This is a genomic window from Pseudomonas farris, assembly GCF_019145235.1.
GTDB classification, from domain to species: Bacteria; Pseudomonadota; Gammaproteobacteria; order Pseudomonadales; family Pseudomonadaceae; genus Aquipseudomonas; species Aquipseudomonas farris.
Genome location: NZ_JAHSTV010000001.1, coordinates 226,119 through 248,825 on the forward strand (window position 1 = coordinate 226,119; position 22,707 = coordinate 248,825).

Consider the following 22,707-nt stretch of genomic DNA (forward strand, 5'->3'; position numbering starts at 1 on the left):
GATGCCCTCGCCACAGGTTTGTATTCGGCTTTATTTCTCTAACTGACGGGTATTGCCCATGTCTGCTCAACCCCCGGATTCTGCGGCCCGAAGCTACCTCGGCAGTTTCAGCAAAAGTGCCGAAAGCGAATTCATGCCGGAAACCGCCGGCGCCTCGTTGCAGGATTCGCCGCGTTGGTCGCGGATCACCGTGTGGCTGGCGACAGCGCTGCTGATCACCGCGCTGGTCTGGGCCAAGTTCGCCGTGTTGCAGGAAGTCACCACGGGCGAAGGCAAGGCGATTCCGTCGAGCAAGATTCAAGTAATCCAGAATCTGGAGGGCGGCATCGTCACGGAAATCTTCGTGCGTGAAGGGCAAATGGTGAACAAGGGCGACACTTTGCTGCGCCTGGATGACACGCGTTTTCTGTCGAACAAAGGTGAAAGCGAAGCGGACCGTTATGCACTGACCGCGCAGGTCGAACGGCTGTCGGCCGAAGCGGAAGGCCGGCCGTTCAAGCTGTCCGCGGAAGTCATCGCCAAGGCGCCGCAAGTGGCCGAGGACGAACGCTCGCTGTACGAACAACGTCAGCGCCGACTGGCCAGCGAACAGCGCACGCTGACCGAACAACTTCGACAGAAAACCCAGGAGCTGGCGGAATTCCGCTCCAAACAGGGGCAGTTCAGTTCCAGCCTGGCCCTGCTGCAACAAGAGATGAACATGTCTGCGCCGCTGGTGGGCACCGGGGCGGTTTCGCCGGTGGAGATCCTGCGGCTCAAACGCAGCGCGGTGGAAATCCGCGGTTCGCTGAACGCCACGACCCTGGCGATTCCCCGGGCGGAATCGGCAATCAATGAGATCAAAAGCAAGATCGACGAATCCGAACAATCCTTCCGTTCAGACGCGGCAAAAGAGCTGAATGAGAAACGCACTGACCTGTCGAAAATCACTGCCTCGAGCATCGCTATCGACGACCGGGTGACGCGCACCACCGTGGTGTCGCCGGTTCACGGCATTATCAAAATGCTGAAGGTCAATACCATTGGCGGCGTGGTCCAGCCGGGCAACGACATGGTGGAAATCGTGCCGCTGGAAGACAACCTGCTGATCGAAGCCAAGGTCCGTCCTCAAGACGTGGCGTTCCTGCACCCGGGCCAGAAAGCCATGGTCAAGTTCAGCGCTTACGACTACACGATTTACGGCGGGTTGAGTGCGAAGCTGGAGTTGATTGGCGCGGACACCATCACCGATGACAAGGGCAACAGCTTTTATCTGATTCAGGTGCGCACCGACAAGAATCACTTGGGCGGGGATGCGAAACCGCTGCTGATCATTCCGGGGATGGTGGCGACGGTGGACATTATTACCGGGGAGAAAAGCGTGCTGGATTATTTGCTTAAACCGGTGTTGAAAGCGCGGACTGAGGCGATGCGGGAAAGGTAGTCTTTGTTGGGATTATCTGTGATTGATCTACCGCTTTCGCGAGCAAGCCCGCTCCCACATTTGATCGCTTTTCTCCTGAAGAAACCCGGTCCAATGTGGGAGCGGGCTTGCTCGCGAAGAGGCCGGCATAAACAACAACTATTTCGGCCCATGATTACGCTGAAAAACCTCCTCCCCCATCGCCGCAATCTGCCCCTCGATCAACGCCTCGAATGGCTTCAACAACAGCTCAAAACTGACCGATGACTCAAGCGTCTGCAACGCCTGCACAATCGCCTCCACCGTCGACAACGCCCCCGGCCCCGGAGCCTTGCGCAGGCGATAACGCGACACCCCGCCCTCGGCCAATGTCACTCTGGGCAACGCCGCCAACAACGGATTGAGGTGCAGCATTTTACGCGCCTTGCGCCAGGTGCCGTCCGGAACCACCAGCAGCAGCGGCTCATCATTAGCGGTGTAGGCCTGCATTGGCTGCGCCTCCTCACCGGGAAACAGTAGCCGCGCCTGATAGCCCGGCTGATTCAACAGCGTCGGCAAATCCTCGAACACCTCACCCACAATCAACTCGGCATTCTTCAACCCCAGCGCAGCCAATCGCGCTGTGTTCAGCGCGTGGTTCACTTCGCTTGGATGCTGAAGCAGCAACACCCGAGTGCGACTGTCGAGGCTCGGGATCAGCGGGCACAGACAATGGGTTTGCGGGCGTAGACAGCGTGGGCATTGGATTCTGGACATTTTCTTAAGCCTGATTGAGCTGCGCTTTGAGCAGGTCGCGAAAGGTCTGGATCAGCGGTTCGCGGCTGCGGCCACGGCGCACGATCATCGAGAACGGTGCCTGATAACCGAATGTCGCTGGCAGTAGCACGCGTAAATCACCTTTGTCGGCCCAAGCCTGGGCGTAGTGTTCCGGCAGGTAACCGATGTAGGCGCCGGACAGCACCAGAATCAGCTGGGCCTCCATACTTTCCACCGTCGCCGCGCTGTGTTTGAAACCATGGCGCGCCAGTTCGGCCTGGCTCCAATAGCCGCGACCGACCATGCGCTGTTGGGTGATGACTTGCTCGGGGATGCGCCGCTCGGTGAACAGCGGGTGGCGACTGCTGCAATACAGCCAGTGTTGCTCACGGTACAGCGGCATGTAGACCAGACCGCTCATGCGCGTGGAAAAGGCACCGATGGCCAGGTCGAGGCGGTTGTCCTGCACGCCGAGTTGCAGTTCGTAGGGGCTCATGACCGACAGATGCAAGTGCACCGCCGGGTGTTCCTGAGTGTAGGCACCGATGGCTTCGGCGAACGGCAAGGCCTTGTCGCTGACGGTGGAGTCGATCACGCCGAGGTTCAAGGTTCCGCGCAGCTCGCCCTTGAGGGCGGCGGCGTATTGTTCAAAACCTTCGAGTTCCGCCAACAGGCGCAGGGTTTCCTGATGGAACAGCTCGCCTTTGCTGGTCAGGCTGAACCCACCGCGACCGCGATGGCAAAGCACCAGGCCCAGGGTCGCTTCGAGCTGGCTCATGTAAGTGCTGATGGCCGAGGTCGAGAGGTTGAGCTCTTGTTGGGCGTTGGCGAACCCCTGATGGCGGACCACGCTGACGAAGATGCGCAATAGTTTCAGGTCGGGTAAAGCGTTGGCCATTGGATGCTCCGAAGTGCCAGGGAACGCGGTTTTTTGGTGACTATGGGAGATCACTGTGGCGAGGGGGCTTGCCCCCGTTGAGTTGCGCAGCAGCCCCAAAACCATTCACCCCCGGTGTATCAGACAGAACGCAGCGCGCCGGTTTACGACTGCTGCGCAGCCGAACGGGGCGGTGCGGCGGTCCGACAAGCCCCCTCACCACAAAAGCTCCCTCACCACAGGGGTTCTGTATTACGGCAAGTCTATCTCCGCCCTCGTCATTAGTTTAGAAAAATCTGAACTAAGTATTTGCCCGTAGCGATTCTTCCCGGTCACTACATTTCGCAGAATCGGCCCACAGCGGTGCCCGTCTCTCCCCGAGCGTGCAGCCGACATAAATAAAACAACGACGATGAGGCCTTACCCGTGGACAAGATTCTTCACCAACCACTGGGCGGCAACGAAATGCCGCGCTTCGGCGGCATCGCCACCATGCTGCGACTCCCCCATTTGCCATCTGCTGCTGGCCTGGACGCTGCCTTTATCGGCATCCCGCTGGACATCGGCACTTCCCTGCGCCCCGGCACCCGTTTTGGGCCGCGTGAAATCCGCGCTGAATCGGTGATGATCCGCCCGTACAACATGGCCACCGGCGCCGCACCGTTCGATTCGCTGTCGGTTGCCGACATCGGTGACGTGGCGATCAACACGTTCAACCTGCTGGACGCCGTGCGGATCATCGAAGAGGCCTACGACAATATCCTCGAACACGACGTGATCCCCCTGACCCTCGGCGGCGATCACACCATCACCCTGCCGATTCTGCGTGCCATCCATAAAAAGCACGGCAAGGTCGGCCTGGTGCACATCGACGCCCACGCCGATGTGAACGATCACATGTTCGGCGAGAAAATCGCCCATGGCACCACCTTCCGTCGCGCCGTAGAAGAAGGCCTTCTGGATTGCGACCGTGTGGTGCAAATTGGCCTGCGCGCTCAGGGTTACACCGCTGATGACTTCAACTGGAGCCGCAATCAAGGCTTCCGTGTGGTTCAGGCGGAAGAATGCTGGCACAAATCCCTGGCACCGCTGATGGCCGAAGTGCGCGAGAAAGTCGGCGGCGGTCCGGTGTATTTGAGTTTCGATATCGACGGAATCGACCCGGCCTGGGCACCAGGCACTGGCACCCCGGAAATTGGCGGTCTGACGACCATTCAGGCGATCGAAATCGTGCGCGGCTGCCAAGGCCTCGATCTGGTCGGTTGCGATCTGGTAGAAGTCTCGCCAGCGTACGACACCACCGGTAATACCTCGCTGTTGGGCGCCAACCTGCTGTACGAAATGCTCTGCGTACTGCCGGGCGTGGTCCATCGCTGAGGATCGGTCATGAACGAACGTGATCAGGTACTCAACGCCGCCGCCGTTCTGGTATCGGCCTTTGCCCGTAACGATCGCGAAGCCTACTTCGGCGCGTTCAGCGTTGATGCCAGCTTCGTGTTCTACACCCTCGAGCAGCCCCTGCTGTCGCGCGATGCCTATCAGGCGTTGTGGGACACCTGGCGCGCCGAGGACGGCTTCGAGGTGCTGTCATGCACCTCGAGCAACGCCTTCGTCAGCCTGCAGGGTGACGTGGCGTTTTTCATCCATGACGTGGCCACCGAGCTGCGCATGCAAGGGGAGCAACACTTCAGCCAGGAGCGCGAGACGATTGTTTTCAAAAAACAGACGTCTGGCCAAGAACAACAAGGCCTATGGCTGGCCTGCCACGAACATTTGTCCGCAATGCCGGAAGGGCTGCCACCCCCTTAGCCAAACAGGTGACGCTCACGCACGATGAGCGCGCCTTTATGATCGGAGCAGATCATGAATAACAACAACAAAGAAAAAAGCCTTAGCAGCATCGAAACAAACGGGGTCGAACAGATCCCGGATCATGAGCGCGACGCCAGACCCAGCGACCTGTTTCGCCTGATCTTCGGCGGCGCCAATACCTTTGCCACAGCGGTGCTCGGCAGTTTTCCCGTGCTGTTCGGCCTGTCCTTCCAGGCGGGCGTGTGGGCGATTGTGCTGGGCGTGGTAATCGGGGCGCTGATCCTAGCGCCGATGGGCCTGTTCGGGCCGATCAATGGCACCAATAACGCTGTGTCCTCCGGCGCCCACTTCGGCGTGCACGGACGGATCGTCGGTTCGTTTCTGTCGCTGCTGACCGCCATTGCCTTCTTCTCGCTCTCGGTATGGAGTTCGGGCGATGCGTTGATCGGTGGCGCGAAACGCCTGATCGGCATCCCGGAAACCGACCTGACACTGGGCCTGGCTTACGGTCTGTTCGCGATCCTGGTACTGACCGTGTGCATCTACGGCTTCCGCTTCATGCTGTGGGTCAATCGCATCGCTGTGTGGGCCGCCAGCCTGCTGTTCCTGCTCGGCATCTTCGCGTTCGCCCCGACCTTCGACAGCCAGTTCGCCGGTACCGTCGCCATAGGGCAGGCCGGTTTCTGGGCCGCCTTCATCGGTGCCGCGCTGGTCGCCATGAGCAACCCGATTTCCTTCGGTGCGTTCCTTGGCGACTGGTCGCGGTACATCCCGCGTGAAACCCCGAAGGGTCGCATCATGCTGGCGGTGATTGCTGCGCAACTTGCCACGTTGATCCCGTTCCTGTTCGGCCTCGCCACGGCCACCATCGTGGCGATCAAGGCACCGGACTACATCGCGGCCAACAACTACGTCGGCGGTCTGCTGGCAGTGTCGCCGAGCTGGTTCTTCCTGCCGGTGTGCCTGATTGCGGTGATCGGCGGCATGTCCACCGGCACCACCTCGCTGTATGGCACCGGGCTGGACATGTCCAGCGTGTTTCCGCGGGTGCTGTCGCGGGTCAAGGCAACACTGCTGATCGGCGTGATGTCGATTGCCTTCATCTTCATCGGGCGCTTTGCGGCGAATCTGGTGCAGAGCGTGTCGACCTTCGCCGTGCTGATCATCACCTGCACCACCCCGTGGATGGTGATCATGATCATCGGCCTGCTGGTACGTCGCGGTTTCTACTGCCCGGATGACCTGCAAGTGTTCACCCGTGGCGAGAAAGGTGGCCGTTACTGGTTCACTCACGGCTGGAACTGGCGTGGCCTGGGTGCCTGGATCCCGAGCGCGCTGGTGGGTTTGTGCTTTGTGAACCTGCCGGGGCAGTTTGTCGGGCCACTCGGGAATCTGGCGGGCGGGATCGACATCAGCCTGCCGGTGACCCTCGGCCTGGCCTCGCTGGTGTACCTGACGCTGCTGAACCTGTTCCCGGAACCGCGGGAAGTGTTTGGCCTGGAGGATGTTCGTAGCCACGGCGCCAGCACCACGGCGAAGCCTGAGCTACGTCAGCCCGCCTGACACTGATCCACCTGTGGGAGCGGGCTTGCTCGCGAAGACTGCGGTACATCCAACAATGATGTGACTGACAGACCGCTTTCGCGAGCAAGCCCGCTCCCACAGAGAGTTTGCCCCACAGAATCGACTTTGTTTCACAATAAAAAGACAATCGGAGACACGCCATCATGGCTTTGGATTTATTCGTCGTTCTCATTTACGCCGCCGCAATGCTGGTGCTCGGCTACTACGGCATGCGCAAGGCCAAGACCCACGAAGACTATTTGGTCGCCGGTCGTAACCTCGGCCCTGGTCTCTACATGGGCACCATGGCCGCTACCGTTCTGGGTGGCGCATCCACCGTCGGCACCGTGCGCCTGGGCTATGTTCATGGCATCTCCGGTTTCTGGCTGTGTGCTGCACTGGGCTGCGGCATCGTGGCGCTGAACCTGTTCCTCGCCAAACCGCTGCTGAAGCTGAAGGTATTCACCGTTACCCAGGTGCTGGAAAAGCGCTACAACCCAATGGCGCGTACCGCGAGCGCAACCATCATGCTGGCTTATGCATTGATGATCGGTGTGACCTCGATCCTGGCGATCGGCACCGTGCTGCAAGTGCTTTTCGGTCTGCCGTTCTGGCTCTCGGTGCTGCTGGGTGGCGGTGTGGTGGTGATTTACTCGACCATCGGTGGCATGTGGTCCCTGACCCTGACCGACATCGTCCAGTTCGGTATCCAGACCGTGGGTCTGATGTTCCTGTTGCTGCCGATCTGCCTGTACCGGGTCGGTGGCTGGGATCAACTGGTTGCGCAATTGCCGGCCGCCAGCTTCAACTTCACCAGCATCGGCTGGGACACCATCATCACCTACTTCCTGATCTACTTCTTTGGCATCCTGATCGGTCAAGACATCTGGCAACGAGTGTTCACCGCACGAAGCGAGAAAGTCGCCAAGTACGCCGGTACGTCTGCCGGGATCTACTGCATTGTCTATGGCCTGGTGTGCGCGCTGATCGGCATGGCTGCTCATGTGCTGATTCCGGATCTGGACAACGTCAACAATGCCTTTGCCGCCATCGTCAAAGTGTCCCTGCCGGACGGTATCCGCGGCCTGGTGATCGCTGCTGCACTGGCGGCCATGATGTCCACCGCCAGCGCCGGCCTGCTCGCCGCATCCACCACCCTGACCGAAGACCTGCTGCCGAAACTGCGTGGCGGCAAACAATCGAACGTGAGCGTCAATCGCCTGTTTACCCTGCTGACTGGCATCGCGGTACTGGGCATCGCGCTGGTGGTCAATGATGTGATCAGCGCACTGACCCTGGCCTACAACCTGTTGGTGGGCGGCATGCTGATCCCGCTGATGGGGGCGATCTACTGGAAACGCGCCACGACCGCTGGTGCGATCACCAGTATGGCGCTGGGCTTCATCACCGCGCTGGTGTTCATGTTCAAGGATGGAATGGACGCCAACACCCCGATCTACTACAGCCTCGGCGTGGGCCTGGTGAGTTTCGTGGCGGTCAGCTTGCTGTCCCGTCGCCCGGCTGCGGTGGCGCGCGCGATCTAAGCTTTCTATAACGACTTGATGCTTTCTTCGACGGGTGCGGCGTCGGTTGCCACACCCGTTTTTTTTCGCCTGAAGGAATCTATCCGCGAAGATCGTCAGCCGCGATCGGTGGTTGGAGGTGAGGCGACGGGTTCGATCGTTTGCACGCTGGCTACGATGAGACGAGTGGCAGCGCTGACACGCCTGAAGCCTGCTGTACTCAGCGCCAGGGACAACAACAATAACGCCCTCGAAGAACAACCATGACCAAAGACGCCGTTCGTACAGCCGTGCATCGCTTTATCAGCCGCCTGCTGGAAAATCAGGATGATTTCGACGACAACTCCAACCTGGTGCAGTTGGGGCTGGATAAAGAGGATATCCAAGAGCTGGTCTTCCATCTGGAAGATCAGCTGGGATTGACAGCGTTTACCGCCGAAGAAGACCGGATGCTCAAGACTGCGACAACCGTCGACGACTTGAGCCGGTTTTTGATTGAGATTGGGCGGTATTGAGATGGGTTGCCACATGCATCTTTTGCGGCAGATGCAGTTACCTGTGGCGAGGGGGCTTGTCCCCGTTGGGCCGCGGAGCGACCCCAAAACCATTCAGCCTGGTTGAATCAGATAGACCTCGTCAGCAGATTCTACGACTGCTTCGCAGCCGAACGGGGGCAAGCCCCCTCGCCACGGCAAGCCCGTTTGCCAAATAGATCCAGGCTTACCGGCGGCGTTGCTGCTGGCGGCGACGTTGTTCGTCGTCAGTGCGAATAGGCACGGGTTGCAGAGGCGGTTCGATCAAACCGAGTGCGACGCCCAGGTCATGCAGCCAGTTTTGGATTTTCTCTTTCATGGTGCCCCCTTCAGGGTAGTGCCGAGCGGCCGAAGTTCTGTAGCCCCTTCGCACTGATAATAGTCCGAAGTCCTACGCAATGCTCGTCCAACATCGCAATGATCTGTTACTGAATTGATCCAAATCCTTGCACGCCCGTTCAAGCAAATGCCTGGGCCTGAATCGCTGCCGACGGATACACCGCCTGCTGCTGCTCGATCCACGCATTCAGGTTGGCGCCGACCATGCCCTTGCGCCACATCAACCAAGTGGTCGCGCTGGCGAACGGCTCGGCCAACGGGTGCACTGCCACGCTTTCGCGCCCCGGCAGGCTGGCAAGCATCGACTCCGACATCAGCGCCACGCCGGAGCCGGCGATCACGCAGGCGAGCATTCCCGGATAAGACTCGATCTCCATGGCCCGGCCCATGGCCGCGTGATCATGGGCGAACCAGGCTTCCAGACGCATCCGGTAGGAACAGCCCTGCCGAAACGTAAACACCGAACGCCCTTCGACATCCAGCGCGCTGCGTACTGGCGGATGATCGGCCTCGCTGATCAACACCAGCCGTTCGTCGCACAACGGCACGCCGTCGAGCCCGGCCAGTTCCAGCGGGCCGTCCACCAGCGCCGCATCGAGGCGTCCGGTGAGCAGACCTTCGAGCAATTCGCCGCTGGGCCCCGACTGCACTTGCAGGTTTACCGCCGGATAGCTGCGGTGATAGCGCGCCAACAGCTCTGGCAAGTGAATGGCAGCGGTGCTGTACATGGTGCCAAGCACGAAATCCCCGGCCGGTTGCCCGCCCTGCACCGCCGCGTGGGCTTCGTCGTGCAAGGCGAACAGTTTGGCGGTGTAGTCCAAGAGGACTTTTCCCGCAGGTGACAACTGCAAACGCTGACGCTCGCGTACGAACAATTCGACACCGAGTTGCTCTTCGAGCTGCTTGAGCCGGGTCGACAGGTTGGACGGCACACGATGCAGGCGTTCAGCAGCGCGGGTAATGGAGCCCTCCTCCGCCACCGCCTGGAAAATCCGCAATTGGCTGAATTCCACTCCATTCTCCAAATCAGAACAAGTTGCTCACTATTATTCATTTTTAAAGAAAGTCAATCAGTCCTAGCCTGACGGTCATTGATCCTCGAAACGGAACTCAGACTATGTCCCCTCTGATTCGCTTAACCGCCAGTTTCATCGCGCTGATGATGGCCATGGGCATCGGGCGTTTCGCCCTGACCCCGCAACTGCCGCACTTGCTCAGCGAAGGCCAGATCGACCTGACCGCCGCCGGTCTGATTGCCGCCGCCAACTACCTCGGCTACTTCGTCGGCGCGGTGGACGCGATGTTCGCCCGTCGCCCCGACCAGGTTCGCCGGCGCCTGCTCGGCGGTTTGTGGCTCTGTGTTTTGCTGACCCTTGCCTCGTTCTGGGCCGACGGGTTCTGGGCGCATCTGGTGCTGCGCTTCGGCACGGGCGTGGCCAGCGCCTGGGTGTTGGTGATGATTACCGCATTGAGCCAACCGCTGGCAGCGGCGGCCGGTCGTCCGCGGCTCGGCGCCCTGGTCTTTGCCGGGCCGGGCCTGGGGATTTTTCTGACAGGATTATTGGCCTTGGGCTCGAACCTGCTGGGTCAGACGTCCGCGACCTTGTGGCTGGTGTATGCCGGTGTCGGACTGGTGATGCTGCTGGGGATTCTGCCGTTCCTGCCGCAACCGGCCAGCCCTTCCACTGCGACACCGCCTGCCGTTACATCGGGCCCCCAAGATGTCGGACGTTTACCGGTGATCTATGGGTTGTACGGTTTGGGCTACATCATCCCGGCCACTTTCCTCTCACAGATGGCCAGCGCGCAGTTCCATGGCCAATGGCAAGCCGATCTGTTCTGGCCATGCTTCGGCCTGGCGGCAGCAATCGGGGTGGTCTTGGTGAGCCTGCGTAGGCACAACCCGAACGCCACCCGCCATTGGCTGATGGCAACGTTGTGGTTGCAGGCGGCCGGGGTCTTCGCCTGCCTGTTGGGCAGCGGTGCCGGCCTGGCGTTGGGGGTGATCCTGTGTGGCGGGCCGTTCCTGGCCTGCATGCAACTGGTGATGCAGCGCTCCCGGGAACTGGCGCCCCATGCCACCCAGCGCAACGCCGGGCTGCTGACCGCGTGCTTCGCCGTGGGCCAGCTCAGCGGGCCGTTGCTGGCAGCGCTGAGCAGCCATTTCAGCGGTGGATTGCAACCGGCGCTGGTAATCGCCGGTAGCGGTTTGCTCATCGCAGGAGGCCTGTTGCTGAGCCCGGTCAGGGTTGCCCAAGTGCTTTGCGCAAACGACGGCGGACCCACTGTTCTGCGCTCACAAAAGTGATCCCGAGCAGAACCAGCACCGCGCCGATCACAAAGTTGAGGCTCAGTTCTTCGCCCAGCAGCACCACGCCGAACGTGACGCCGAACAATGGCGTCATGAACGAAAACACCGCCAGGTTCGCTGCCAGATAACGACGCAGCAACCAGAACCAGGTCAGGTAACTGAAAAACGACACCACCAATCCCTGGAACAACACGCTGGCCACGGCAACGGTGGTCAAGCTGACATGGGCGACCTGCCCGCTGAGGATCGCGATCAACAGCAGGCCAACAAAGCCGACGATCAGTTGATAAAACAGCGTCAGGGTCACCGGTGCTTCCGACAGACGCGAGGCGCGCACCACCACAGTGGTCGCGCCCCACGACGCGCCGGCCAGCACGCCCAACGCATCACCCATCAGCATGCGGTGATCGAGGTTGTCCCACGACACGCCACCGGCAAACGCAATGGCAATGCCGACGAAGGCAAGAAAAATCCCCAGCCACTGCACCGGTCTTAAACGCTCACTCGGCAGCAGCCAATGCACGCCCAACGCGGTGAAGATCGGCGCGGTGTAGAGGAACACCGACATGTGCGCCGCCGTGGTCAGTTGCAAGCCTTCGGAAATGAAGAAGAACTCCAGGCCAAACAACGCACCCGCCAGCAAGCCGCCGCGCCAGGTATTACCGACCTGATCCCAACCGCCCTTCCAGCAGATCAACAATCCTACGAGCAACGCGGAAATACCCGACCGCCCCGCCGCCTGCATGACCGGCGCAATGTCGGGCGCGGCCCACTTGATCATCACCTGTTGCACACCCCAGATCAGGCACAACCCGACCATTACTTGCAGGGCAAACCCATCGGCGCTACGCCGGGTGGCGCTCACCGGAACACCTCGACAACACAATCCATGGCAGTGACTCGACAGTAAAAGCAAAGCCCCGGACTTCTGGCTGAACAGAGGTGCCGAGGCGAAAAATTATGCTGCCGATTATTAACCAGATGGACAGAAAAAGGTGTCTGCAAAAGACCTTTAAATCGCCGCTTGCGTCATATGGCGGTCGCGTCCTCTCTGTAGGCGCTGCCGCAGGCTGCGATCTTTTGCCTGTAAAAGATCAAGATCAAAAGATCGCAGCCTGCGGCAGCTCCCACAGGGGCCGGCGTAAGGTCAGCTGAGTTCGATACGATCAGCGTGAATGACGATCTGGCCGTTCTTGTACAACGCACCGATGGCCTTTTTGAAGTTGCCCTTGCTGACGCCGAACATGCTGCTGATCAGCGTCGGGTCGCTCTTGTCGCTGACTGGCAGGGTGCCGTTGTTGTCGCGCAACTTGGCAAGAATCTTCGAGTTCAGACTGGTGGCAGCTTCTTCGCCCACCGGTTGCAGGCTCAGGCTGATCTTGCCGTCGGCGCGGACTTCTTTGATAAAGCCCTTCTCTTCTTTACCGGCACGCATGAACTTGAAGATTTCGTTCTTGTGGATCAGGCCCCAGTGCTTGTTGTTGATGATTGCCTTGAAGCCCATATCGGTCGCTTCGGCCACCAGCAAATCAACTTCCTGACCCGGGGTGTAATTGGCCGGAGTCTTGTCCAGGTAGCGATCCAGACGCGCCGTCGCGGTGATGCGTCGCGTGTGTTTGTCGAGGTAGACGTGCACCACGACATACTCGCCGGCCGTCATCTGGCGCTTTTCTTCGGAATACGGCAGCAGCAGATCCTTCGGCAAACCCCAATCCAGGAACACGCCGATGCTGTTGACTTCAACGACTTTCAAACTGGCGAATTCACCGACCTGAACTTTAGGCTTTTCGGTCGTAGCGATAAGTTTGTCATCGCTGTCCAGATAAATAAAAACATTGAGCCAATCTTCATCTTCGCTGGGAATATCTTTGGGGATATAACGATTAGGCAGGAGGATTTCACCATCCGCGCCACCGTCCAGATATAAACCGAAGTTAGTGTGTTTAACCACTTGCAAACTGTTGTAGCGCCCGACTAAAGCCATGTCCAATACCCTCATTGCGTGGGCGGCATTCTACCCGGTTTTGCGGGCCGCGTTCGGCGGCCGGCCCGGTGGCGCAAGAAAATCCATCGAAGGCCTTAATTTTCCTGGGTTTTGCCGTGCGCGTTTGGCCGCTCGTCAGGCCGTTCGGCTGTTCTTCCCCCTCGCCAGCCCATCCGAAAAACGCTTTTTCTTCACTTGGGTTCTTAGTTAAAACAGCAGCTTAGGGGAACATTGCGAATAATAACTTGCGATAAATCGTGCTGCTCCAATGTGTATTTCGGGAGGATATTTACCAAGCAATTGTCAAGTATTTCCTGTACGATGCCTGGCCAAGTTAATTTCTACAGGTTAATGGCCGCCATGCGTGTAAAAGCATCCAACAGCAAAGCAAAGCCAGCTCCAGCCGTTGAAACCAGCGAATCGATCAACAACCAGATCGCTGCATTCCTCAAGTCCGGCGGCGAGATCCAGCAAATTGCCAAAGGCGTCAGCGGCCAGACGTTCGGCCCGTCCAAGCAGATCACGCTGGGCAAAAAGTAATTCCCCCCGCGTTAACTGGTCCGTAAGCGCTTTGAGCTTCGAAGCGCTTGGACTGGAACCCTCCCGCAATACCCAATCAAACAAATCAATATTTCAAAAATCGACGAACGGCCCTCGATGCCGAACATTCGCCGGTATGCTTGCACGTGTCTGGATCAAGCGTTTCAGCAGGTTTTCCGTACCTGCTCCTCGCTGTTCATGGAGTGACGCATGTTCAAGCCCTCTTATTTCCTGCTCGGCAGCCTGCTGTGGTGTTCGGTCGCCCCTGCACAAGTCTTCCAGCGCGAACTGGGCGACTTCGATCTCAAGCTCGCCACCACCCCCAGCCGCAGCATGGCCCAAGGTCTGGTCAAGCCCTCGACGACCGGCTCGTTCCATGGTGGCCTCGACCTGAGTCACGACAGCGGCTTCTACGTGGGTCAATGGTCCCCCAGCATGGGACTGAGCCCGTCGAGCAACCTTGAAGTCGATTCCTACATGGGCTTTAAACAGCCTTTCGATCAATCCCTCGGTTACGAAGTGGGCATGATCCAATACAGCTACCCGAAAGTGGACACCCTCGACAGCCAGGAGTTGTTCGGCGGCCTGACCCTGCTGGGCAGTCGCTTCGGCGCGGCTTTCAGCAACGACCCGGACAAACAGAACAGCACCCTTTTCGCCGACCTCAGTGGCAATCAGCCGTTCGGCATCGGGATCAGCCTGAAATACACCACCCACCAACTCAATACACCGGTATCCGTCGACGATGGGTATGTAGGCAGTTTTACCGACTGGTCAGTGAAATTGTCTCGGCCGTTCATGGGCATCGATCTGGACTTGATCTACAGTGATTCAAGCCTGAGCGGCAGCGATTGCTCCGCTTATTCCGGCCACAATACCGAGTGCGACGGCCTGGTCACGCTCAAGGCTGCACACAGTTTCTATTAATCGGCTGAACCGCCGGGCTCATCCCGCGATCACACAAGAGAACCCTTAAAGAAACCAGGTCTTCGCAAGGACTCGCCATGTCGCACTGGTTGAAACAGATCGGCGTCATCATCACCCTCAGTCTCACCGTCGCCGCGTGCAGCCGCGTGGGCCTGGCTTACCGCAATCTCGACGTGATCATTCCCTGGACGCTCAGCGACTATCTGGAAATGAACCACGAGCAAAAAGACTGGTTCAACGAGCGCCTCAAAGAACACCTAAGCTGGCACTGCACCACGCAATTGCCCGGTTACCTCGACTGGCTGGATCGTTTACAGGCTATGGTCGAAGCCAACCAGATCACCGACGCCGCGCTGCAAACCCGCACCCAGGAAGCCAAACAGGCCATCGCCGAAACCGCCCGGCAAATCACCCCGTCGGCCATCGAGTTGTTGCAGGGCCTTGATGACAAGCAAGTCGCGGAAATGAACGATGCCTTCGCCAAGGACCAGCGCAAACGTCAGGAGGCCTACCTCAAACCGTCTCTGGAGCAACAGATCAGAGAGCGGAGCAAGCGCATGGAGAAACGCCTGAATGTCTGGCTCGGACCGCTAAGCCCGAGCCAACAGCAACGGGTAGTGGCCTGGTCGAATGCCTTGGGTGATCAGAACAAACAATGGATTGCCAACCGTGCCCATTGGCAGCAGCAATTCAGCGCAGCAGTTGCGCAACGGCAGAGCCCAGAATTCCCACAACAAATCGAGACACTTCTGGTGAATCGCGAGAGTTTGTGGACGCCCGCTTACCGCGAGGCCTTCGCCAACACCGAAGCCCAGGCTCGGGCGTTGCTGGTGGACGTGATGGCCGAGAGCACGCCGGTTCAGCGTGAACGGTTGCTGCAGAAGATTGAAGGCGTACGCAAGGATTTCACTGATTTGCAATGCCTGAAAGCGGCGCGGCAGGATTAAGCGGACCACCACAATCCAATGTGGGAGCGGGCTTGCTCGCGAATGGATTTAACATTCAAAATCCATGTCGACTGTCACACCGCATTCGCGAGCAAGCCCGCTCCCACAGGGGGTAAACGCGATCTTCAGGCAATCTGCGCCTTCGACGCCACCTCATCAAACGTCAACTCTTCCAGCGCATCCTCCTGTTCATCCAGCACCTGCCGCGGATGTTCATTCCCCGGAATGCTGCTGTCGATCAGGCTCAATAAACTCGAGCCCCTAGGCGTCAAAATGTAGTTCTCGCCATTGCCACCCTGATCTTCTGGGCGAGGCTCGATATAGCCCCGTAGCAACAGTAACTTTTCGTACTCGCCAGCCACCGTTTTCAGGTGATCCAGATTCTCAAACGGCTCACCTTTCGACGCTTGCTCTACCGCATACTGCTCGGCATAGGGTCGTGGGGTGAAACTGTGGCCAGCGCCGTTCTGCACTTCATGCAGCAAGCGTTCAAGCAAATCCCAGTTATAAGTCGCCATCCTGATCAACCTCCAGAGCCCGTGAGTGAAATGGCCTTCATAGGTTGTGACCGACAGGGAGGGCGGCCGTTCAGCCTGGTTATTTCGCCCTACCGACCGGCGGTATGTCGAATAGGGCACAGGCCAAACGACTAGGCTATGTAAGACGGTTTACCCCTCTGCACGGATCGACTTTCGCCAAAGCATGCAGGAGAAATCACCATGAACATTCAGAATCATCCGGTCGTATCCCGGGAAGAATGGCTCGCCGCCCGCAAACAACACCTGACCCACGAAAAAGCCTTCACCAAGGAACGAGACAAACTCAGCGCCGAACGCCGCGCCCTGCCCTGGGTGAAAATCGACAAACCCTACCGCTTCCAGGGCCCCAACGGCGAACTGAGCCTGGCCGACCTGTTCGACGGTCGCAGCCAATTGATCATCTATCACTTCATGTTCGCCGCTGGCTGGGACGAAGGCTGCCCGGGTTGCTCGTTCCTGTCCGACCACATCGACGGCGCCAACCAACACCTGGCCCACCACGACGTGGCCGTGGTCGCGGTTTCCCACGCACCGTTTGCCGAGTTTCAATCCTTCAAACAGCGCATGGGCTGGAAATTCGACTGGGTGTCGTCCGAAGGCTGCGACTTCAACTACGACTTTGGCGTCTCGGCCAGAGCCGAAGACGTCGCCGCGGGAAAAGCTACCTACAACTACGAAAAAACTGACGGCGCCGAGGAAGAACTCCCAGGGCTCAGCGTGTTTTATCGCAATGAAGCGGGGGAGATTTTCCATACCTATTCAACTTATGCCCGAGGTTTGGACCTGCTGGTCGGCGCCTATAACTACCTCGACCTCACGCCTAAGGGCCGTAATGAAGAGGAGATCATGGATTGGGTGAGGCATCACGATCGGTATGAGGACAAGGCCTCAGCGGGCTGCTGCCATGGGGGATAGCGCTCAGAGCCCGGGTCGCGGCTTACGCGAGCAAGCCCGCTTGCATGTTTAGACTTGAAGGGAGGACTCATCCGTTCAATCCAGCACCTTCACCCCGACCGTCCTCCTGAACAGCGGCAGCGCAAACAACACAAACAGCGCAGCCGCAGCAGACAGCGCCAACGGCAGGCCGTGGGCGCTGGTTGTCATCGCCGCGCCGCTGACCAGCGGCCCGAGCAAACTGCCTACCCCCCATAAGAACCCGGCGCTGGCATTCGCCGTGACCAGGTCCGGGCCCTTGAACCCTTCGCCGATCAGAATGATCGCCAGGGTGTAGACCCCACCGGCGACGGCCCCGAGCAACACCAGGCTTGGCCAGAGCAAGAAGGGATAGTTCATCAGCCACGGCAGGCACACACCGATTGCCAGAGAAAGCACACCGCACCCCAGGTAGATTGTCGGCCTGGCGACTTTGTCCGAGAGCCAGCCCAACGGAAACTGGAAGGCCGCGTCACCGAGCAGGATCACCGTCACCATGAGCGCAGCGAATTTGATGGCATAGCCGTGATCGGCGGCGAAAACCGGAAACATCGACAGAATCACACTATCAAAGAACGAGAAGAAGATGATGCCCATGCACAGCGCCGGAGCCACTTGAATGAAGCCCAGCACCGAGAACGTCTTGCTTTCAGAGTGTCCGTGATAGCTCATCTGTTTGGGCAAGGTGAACCAGATCATCCCTAGCGCCAAAAGATGCCCGGCAATCACCACACCGATCACCTGTGGCCCAGCGGTGCCGAACAGGGCCACCATCCCCGGCCCGAGCAGCTGGAAAATCGTAAAGCAGGTGGTGTAGATCGCAACAACCCGCCCCCTGTGGGAGTCCTCGGCGATTTCATTCACCCAGGACTCCCCCAGAATAATGATGATTCCCGCGGCCAGCCCCATCACCAACCTGGCCAAGGCGAGGCTGTACAACGTCGAGGCAAAGACCTCGACGGCGGCAATACTCAGGGCCGACAGCGTGAAACACCCCAAATAAATATGTCGGCGGCTCAATCGCTGGCAGATCCAGTCCACCACAAAGGCCGACAGCATCATGCCGGCCGCCGGCAGTGCAGACATCACGCCGATGTGCACATTCGAAGCGCCCGCCTCGTACAAGCGCAGCGCGACCACTGGCACGGTCGAACCGATACTCAACCCGACAATGGAAACCCCGAGTATCAGCGCCGCCAACAATAATTTATTCATTAATCACACCTCAGGCTTACTGCCCGTCGATAGCCGCCCCACTCACGTTCAAACCGCAACGAGATGCTCGTGGATGTCCCGTTGAGGCAACGTCGGTTTGGCAATCCGCACACCGTTCACGTACAGGCAGGACGCCGCGACCCCATGCCCGCCGTAAGGGTTGTAACCCTTCTCCACGACATGCAGATCGGTGTTATTCAGCACCGTGTCCACGTCATGTTTGCCGGACGCCACCAGGCCGTCGATGTAGCCACTGCTGCCAAACAACGACACGTACATGGAGTTGGGTGCATAGAGCGGATGTTCGAAATAGCCCGCCAACTCCGTGTCTTCGGCATAGGGTTGAACAAAGAACACCGGAGCAAAGAACTCTTTGTAGTTGCCGCCCAGCGACAATGGCCGCTCGAACACGGTCGGACGGATCAATCCGCTGATCGGATTGATCTCGCCCCCATAAGTGCAGTGTTCGCGATACTCCTTGAACATCTTCACCACTTTCAACGTGTGGTCAGGGTCGCTGTTAGGCCCGACGATGTTCTCTTTGCACGCGTAATCGCCCACATAGCCCTCGCACTTGACCAGCTCCTCGCGCAACCGACGGATGAACTCACCGTAGACCTGTCGATGCACCAGGATGCTATTGGGACCGGCACAATCCTGCCCCTGGTTGTACAACACCACCCGCAGGGCACTTTCGATAGCGGTGTCGATCGATGCATCAGCGGACACCACCAATGGGTTATGACCTGCCCCGTTGAGAATGAACAAGGTGCGCTTGAGGTAGGACTTTCTGACCTTGGTCGCGTTTTCCGGTGTACCGGTAAAAATCACCACATCGGACATCGCCGCGGTCTGGCTGACGAACGTCTCTTTATCGGCAAAAGAGATATTCAGGTTCGGAAAGAAACGCTCCAGCTGCAACGACTCCAGCAACTTTTTATAGTGCGAGTGCATCGCCGTCGGAGGCCGAAGCCAGGCTGAGTCGGCCAGCAATGAAGGAATAATGCCAAAGCAAGTCGTGGCGTAGATCGGCTGATTGAGCGGCAGGTAACTGGTGACGCAATGCACCCTGCGTTCAAAGAACGGACTGTTGAGCTCCAGGCACTTCAGAAACTCGACACACCGCTCGATCTCATCCACCGCGACGTTGTAGCACTCGAACCCCGAAAGGCTCTCGGCGATCGTCTCACTGTTGCTTCGAAGATGCTGTGCAAACGCCGCGGCACGGGCTTTTACCTCCTCGAAATCGATGGCCTCCAGCACTCGCCCGGCCTCCCGAGGCGGTTCGATCATAGCTATCGGGCGCGGAGCCTCGGAAGACTCGGTAGTGACTTGATTGACCTGCGCAACGCTCATGGTTTCACTTTCCCTGTAATGAACAGCCTGTTTGATTCGTGATTCGAGTTCCATACAAAAAGCCTGCACTCCCAGACGATTGATGTACCCGTCCAGTCGCGGCCCGCTCTCGTCGCCGAACAGGCAGGCATAAAGCATCCGATAAGCAGCGCTGTGACTGGAAACACCAACCTGATCGAAGACTTGCGTGATCTGTTCGCGAGCAACCGGTCTGCGGTGAACCGACAGTTGTTTGAACTGCTCTGAAATCCGATACAGTACCGACTCCGCACGCTCGTTGAGCAACCGCGGCTGGAAACGCGGGGCAACCCGTTCCTGGAAATAGGTAAAGGCTTTCTGTACCACGTCGGTAAAGGCGTCATCCGCAAGGATGTCCTGCCGGGTTTTGTCGTGTTTGAGCAGGTAGTGGTAAGCCGCATCAATGTCACCTGGATGGCAGGCAGTGAAGATGTTCAGCATCCGCTGGTAGCTGGAGCAACGCTTGCCATGGGTCGGTGGGCGATGGAAATAACCGACGGGGTTGTCAGCGTCTCCCTCGACCATGCGCGCATGGTCGGCCCGATAATCGTCATAAGCCTTGATTGACACTTGAGGGTGGAAACGAGTGGTGCGATAAGGGTTGTTGAACATGAAATGCTGCAACGCCCCTTCGGGCATGTACTTGCTGACTTGTTCCAGAGAAAAACCGTTGCCTTTGCTTTTGGATATTTTCTTGCCGGCGATGTCGGTAAACAGCCCGTACTTCATCAGGATCGGTGCCCGCACATCCAGTACCTGGCAGATATCGCGTACCGTATTCGCCGAGTCAGTCAGGTCTTCGCCATGCATTTCAAAAGCAATATTGCGGTGAATCAGGCGCATTGCCCAATCGGCCTTCCATTGCAACTTGCAGTGACCGTCCAACACCGACGTGGTGATATCTTCGCCAATCGGCTCATCGGCGTAGTACTCCTGGGAGGTGATGCTGTACTCCTCGCCCGGTCGATTGATCAGTAGGTCTGGCGGAATCTGATAGACAATCTCCCCACGCTGCAGATCAACGTGCCGGACCACCAGATGCTCGATGACCCGCCCGGAAAAACGCGAAACAGGCATGAACATGCTGTAGCTCTTTCTGCGGGTAATTCCCAGGCGTGAGGCTACAACCTGATTGATCGCCTCCATTCGAGAGAGAAACTGCTTGATGGTCGAGTTGTAGTAACCGGATCGATAGAGCGCACTGTTTTCAATCAACTGATAGTCCAGCGCATAGGGCATCAGCGCCTGATCAAGTCGAGCGTTAATGCCTGCCGACAGACTTCCCGCCTGTTCGAAAGGGTCGGGGATATCGCACAACGGCAGCCCCAGACAATCTTGCAGGCGCTGCGGCTGAGGGAATGTTCCAGGTACTTTTCTCAGCGCGTCCAGATCGTCGGAAACAATAAACAGCCGGGTTTCTTTGCTGGATATTTTTTCAAATGCTGTTTTGACGATGCTGACGCGCAACACCTCACACAACGTTCCGATATGGGGAAGCCCAGAGGGTCCGAAACCCGCGCCAAACGCGACGACCCCATTGTTATCGGCAGTTCTTTCCTGAATTTGCCGAGCAAGACTCTTCCACCACATGCAGTGAACTCCCTGTTTGATGCATCAATAGACCCGCCCCACCCAAGAGGACGTCCCCGTTAAAAAAGGCTCAGGCAATCGCTGACTGACAGGGCAAAACGCCCGGCCCAATATCAGGAAGGCAATGGGTTCAATAACGACTTAGCGTTTTTGGAGGGGAGGAGAGAAAGTAAAAGCAAACAAAATGCTGCGACGACGGCTGTTCGCAACATGGCTATCGAAAAGGGCGACGTCCGGGCGGACACGCACAATGAATCGATGTGAACTCAATACGGAAGGAAACATGGAAGTATCAATAACCAGATATTCGCAAACGCTTTTACCAACGCACTTGCAGTGTTCGATTACAGGCAGGCAACAAAACGGTCCGAACAACCTGTCGCCCACCAACCCTTGTAAAAATGAAGCGTCCTGATCTGGTACTGATCCGTGTCGTTATTGACTCAACCTTGAGAAACAACTGACACGACAAACGGAAATAGCCTACGTCAGCCGCTTATCGGAAATCAATCCCCAGGAGCGATCAAGCTCGTTCCCACAAGGTTCCGTCGTCCTCTGTAGATTGCATCCGCTGTAGATTGCATCCGCGCGCCTGACCGCCACCAGGAAAACGGCTACAACAACCTTGGAATCAGGCGCCTTACACCGTTGGAACGAGGCTTATGGTCCGCACCCAAGCCCCACTCGACTTCCTGCAAGCCATGGCCGACTACCGAATCCGCACCGTCACCCAGGTGCTGGAAAACATAGCCTTTCGTGCCTAGATCGGTTGCGACACGGCGGTGCTGTCCGACTTTTCCAAACTGCTGGCCATACCGTTGCGGGATGGTTGTAATTTGATGGATGTGATTGGCAGGCGGTTGCGGGCGCAGGTTGTGGAGTGAAATGAAAACGGGCGACCTGTAGGTCGCCCAATTTAAATAGTGAGTCCAACTAAACGAATGACGTTTACGCTCCTGGTAAGCTACTCACAGGAATGCGCTGCTGAGGCTGAGTAATGTCGTAAACATGCTGCTCGCAGCGATCACCAATAAACTGGAACTCCACCAGATAGACTCTACTTTTTTCCGGAGTAAAGGTGCTCTTGAGCGGACCGCAGCTATAAATATTCCCGGCTCTCCCATCCGTTGAATAACCCGATACCTGGAAGGGCTGATCGACATCAGCCTGTGCTTCCAACTGCGGGAATCGTTTCACCGTCGCACTATTGGCCACTTCGTTGAGTTTAGCGATCCAGCCGAACACCTTCTCACGACCCGAGTCCACCACCGTTCCAAGCACCTCCATGCGCTGGTCGGGATCTGCTGCGCGCCTGATCGAAAACTCTACCGGGTGCGTATAACCGGAGGCTCTCATGATGACCTTGGCGTGCTGCGCATCCACCGTCACCGTGTTCTGACGAAGCTGGACGCCGTCTTTTAGAAAACTGGGTGAGGAGTCTCTGGTGTTGGAGTGACAGCCTGGTAATGCCAGAATCAGAGGCAGTAATAGTAGTGCGTATTGCTTCATGTATAAATATCCTTAGAGTCGTATATTTTAGCT

The 22,707-nt window shown here is 58.1% G+C and carries 22 protein-coding genes and 1 pseudogene; 13 read left to right on the plus strand and 10 right to left on the minus strand.

Annotated features, from left to right (window positions below; all coding sequences use genetic code 11):
* The first annotated feature begins 58 nt into the window (after window positions 1–58).
* On the plus strand, window positions 59–1,423 hold the full coding sequence (locus KVG95_RS01010; protein ID WP_217854204.1) for an HlyD family type I secretion periplasmic adaptor subunit: 1,365 nt from the start codon (window positions 59–61) through the stop codon (window positions 1,421–1,423).
* 138 nt (window positions 1,424–1,561) lie between these two features.
* Here KVG95_RS01010 and KVG95_RS01015 read toward each other — a convergent pair whose 3' ends face one another.
* Window positions 1,562–2,158: a tRNA-uridine aminocarboxypropyltransferase gene (locus tag KVG95_RS01015; protein ID WP_217854205.1), complete on the minus strand. Its 597-nt coding sequence runs from the start codon at window positions 2,156–2,158 to the stop codon at window positions 1,562–1,564.
* 4 nt (window positions 2,159–2,162) lie between these two features.
* Window positions 2,163–3,056: a LysR family transcriptional regulator gene (locus tag KVG95_RS01020; RefSeq protein ID WP_217854206.1), complete on the minus strand. Its 894-nt coding sequence runs from the start codon at window positions 3,054–3,056 to the stop codon at window positions 2,163–2,165.
* A gap of 405 nt (window positions 3,057–3,461) precedes the next feature.
* Here KVG95_RS01020 and speB point away from each other — a divergent pair, with 405 nt between their 5' ends.
* The 5 genes from speB to KVG95_RS01045 all read left to right on the plus strand — a co-directional run bounded on the left by speB (window position 3,462) and on the right by KVG95_RS01045 (window position 8,448).
* On the plus strand, window positions 3,462–4,412 hold the full coding sequence (speB, locus tag KVG95_RS01025; protein ID WP_030131905.1) for an agmatinase: 951 nt from the start codon (window positions 3,462–3,464) through the stop codon (window positions 4,410–4,412).
* Window positions 4,413–4,421: 9 nt separating this feature from the next.
* Window positions 4,422–4,844, plus strand: coding sequence for a YybH family protein (locus KVG95_RS01030; protein ID WP_217854207.1), 423 nt, complete (start codon window positions 4,422–4,424; stop codon window positions 4,842–4,844).
* A gap of 54 nt (window positions 4,845–4,898) precedes the next feature.
* Window positions 4,899–6,410 carry a purine-cytosine permease family protein gene (locus tag KVG95_RS01035; protein ID WP_217854208.1) on the plus strand — a complete coding sequence of 504 codons (1,512 nt, stop codon included), beginning with the start codon at window positions 4,899–4,901 and terminating at the stop codon, window positions 6,408–6,410.
* A 164-nt stretch (window positions 6,411–6,574) separates the two neighbouring features.
* Window positions 6,575–7,954 (plus strand): sodium:solute symporter family protein, encoded by a 1,380-nt coding sequence (locus tag KVG95_RS01040; RefSeq protein WP_217854209.1) that lies wholly within the window; start codon window positions 6,575–6,577, stop codon window positions 7,952–7,954.
* Window positions 7,955–8,196: 242 nt separating this feature from the next.
* Entirely contained in the window at window positions 8,197–8,448 is a 252-nt protein-coding gene (locus KVG95_RS01045; RefSeq protein ID WP_052964910.1) for a phosphopantetheine-containing protein, read from the plus strand.
* A 205-nt stretch (window positions 8,449–8,653) separates the two neighbouring features.
* Here KVG95_RS01045 and KVG95_RS29990 read toward each other — a convergent pair whose 3' ends face one another.
* Complete coding sequence (locus KVG95_RS29990) at window positions 8,654–8,785, minus strand: PA1414 family protein (RefSeq protein ID WP_256580670.1); 132 nt, start codon at window positions 8,783–8,785, stop codon at window positions 8,654–8,656.
* A gap of 139 nt (window positions 8,786–8,924) precedes the next feature.
* Entirely contained in the window at window positions 8,925–9,818 is an 894-nt protein-coding gene (gene ptrR, locus KVG95_RS01050) for a putrescine utilization regulator PtrR (RefSeq protein ID WP_048395732.1), read from the minus strand.
* Window positions 9,819–9,922: 104 nt separating this feature from the next.
* On the opposite strand from ptrR, the gene KVG95_RS01055 reads away from it, so the two are divergent.
* Window positions 9,923–11,113, plus strand: coding sequence for an MFS transporter (locus tag KVG95_RS01055; protein WP_217854210.1), 1,191 nt, complete (start codon window positions 9,923–9,925; stop codon window positions 11,111–11,113).
* Here the strand turns inward: KVG95_RS01055 and KVG95_RS01060 are convergent.
* Window positions 11,049–11,981: a DMT family transporter gene (locus tag KVG95_RS01060; RefSeq protein WP_217854211.1), complete on the minus strand. Its 933-nt coding sequence runs from the start codon at window positions 11,979–11,981 to the stop codon at window positions 11,049–11,051. The genes KVG95_RS01055 and KVG95_RS01060 overlap by 65 nt on opposite strands.
* A 282-nt stretch (window positions 11,982–12,263) precedes the next feature.
* Window positions 12,264–13,100 (minus strand): CvfB family protein, encoded by an 837-nt coding sequence (locus tag KVG95_RS01065; protein ID WP_030131899.1) that lies wholly within the window; start codon window positions 13,098–13,100, stop codon window positions 12,264–12,266.
* On the opposite strand from KVG95_RS01065, the gene KVG95_RS01070 reads away from it, so the two are divergent.
* From KVG95_RS01070 to KVG95_RS01085, 4 genes are all read left to right on the plus strand, one after another.
* A complete protein-coding gene (locus KVG95_RS01070; RefSeq protein ID WP_217854212.1) occupies window positions 13,099–13,311 on the plus strand; it encodes a hypothetical protein in 213 nt (70 codons plus the stop codon). The genes KVG95_RS01065 and KVG95_RS01070 overlap by 2 nt on opposite strands.
* Window positions 13,312–13,451: 140 nt before the next feature.
* Window positions 13,452–13,640: a PFL_1563 family small protein gene (locus tag KVG95_RS01075; RefSeq protein ID WP_017337097.1), complete on the plus strand. Its 189-nt coding sequence runs from the start codon at window positions 13,452–13,454 to the stop codon at window positions 13,638–13,640.
* A gap of 210 nt (window positions 13,641–13,850) precedes the next feature.
* Window positions 13,851–14,567 (plus strand): TorF family putative porin, encoded by a 717-nt coding sequence (locus KVG95_RS01080; RefSeq protein ID WP_217854213.1) that lies wholly within the window; start codon window positions 13,851–13,853, stop codon window positions 14,565–14,567.
* Between the two features lie 77 nt (window positions 14,568–14,644).
* Window positions 14,645–15,514, plus strand: coding sequence for a DUF6279 family lipoprotein (locus tag KVG95_RS01085; RefSeq protein WP_217854214.1), 870 nt, complete (start codon window positions 14,645–14,647; stop codon window positions 15,512–15,514).
* Between the two features lie 125 nt (window positions 15,515–15,639).
* On the opposite strand, the gene KVG95_RS01090 is transcribed toward KVG95_RS01085, so the two are convergent.
* Entirely contained in the window at window positions 15,640–16,032 is a 393-nt protein-coding gene (locus tag KVG95_RS01090; protein ID WP_217854215.1) for a transcriptional regulator, read from the minus strand.
* 201 nt (window positions 16,033–16,233) lie between these two features.
* On the opposite strand from KVG95_RS01090, the gene KVG95_RS01095 reads away from it, so the two are divergent.
* Window positions 16,234–16,968 carry a DUF899 domain-containing protein gene (locus KVG95_RS01095; protein ID WP_217854216.1) on the plus strand — a complete coding sequence of 245 codons (735 nt, stop codon included), beginning with the start codon at window positions 16,234–16,236 and terminating at the stop codon, window positions 16,966–16,968.
* A 75-nt stretch (window positions 16,969–17,043) separates the two neighbouring features.
* Here KVG95_RS01095 and KVG95_RS01100 read toward each other — a convergent pair whose 3' ends face one another.
* Together KVG95_RS01100 and KVG95_RS01105 are read right to left on the minus strand one after the other, a co-directional pair.
* Window positions 17,044–18,201, minus strand: a complete 1,158-nt coding sequence (locus tag KVG95_RS01100) for an MFS transporter (RefSeq protein WP_217854217.1) — start codon at window positions 18,199–18,201, stop codon at window positions 17,044–17,046.
* A gap of 48 nt (window positions 18,202–18,249) precedes the next feature.
* Entirely contained in the window at window positions 18,250–21,165 is a 2,916-nt protein-coding gene (locus KVG95_RS01105; protein ID WP_217854218.1) for an aldehyde dehydrogenase family protein, read from the minus strand.
* A gap of 662 nt (window positions 21,166–21,827) precedes the next feature.
* Here KVG95_RS01105 and KVG95_RS01110 point away from each other — a divergent pair.
* Window positions 21,828–22,049, plus strand: a pseudogene (locus KVG95_RS01110) (hypothetical protein).
* A gap of 64 nt (window positions 22,050–22,113) precedes the next feature.
* Here KVG95_RS01110 and KVG95_RS01115 read toward each other — a convergent pair.
* Complete coding sequence (locus KVG95_RS01115; protein WP_217854219.1) at window positions 22,114–22,674, minus strand: hypothetical protein; 561 nt, start codon at window positions 22,672–22,674, stop codon at window positions 22,114–22,116.
* Between the last annotated feature and the right edge of the window lie 33 nt (window positions 22,675–22,707).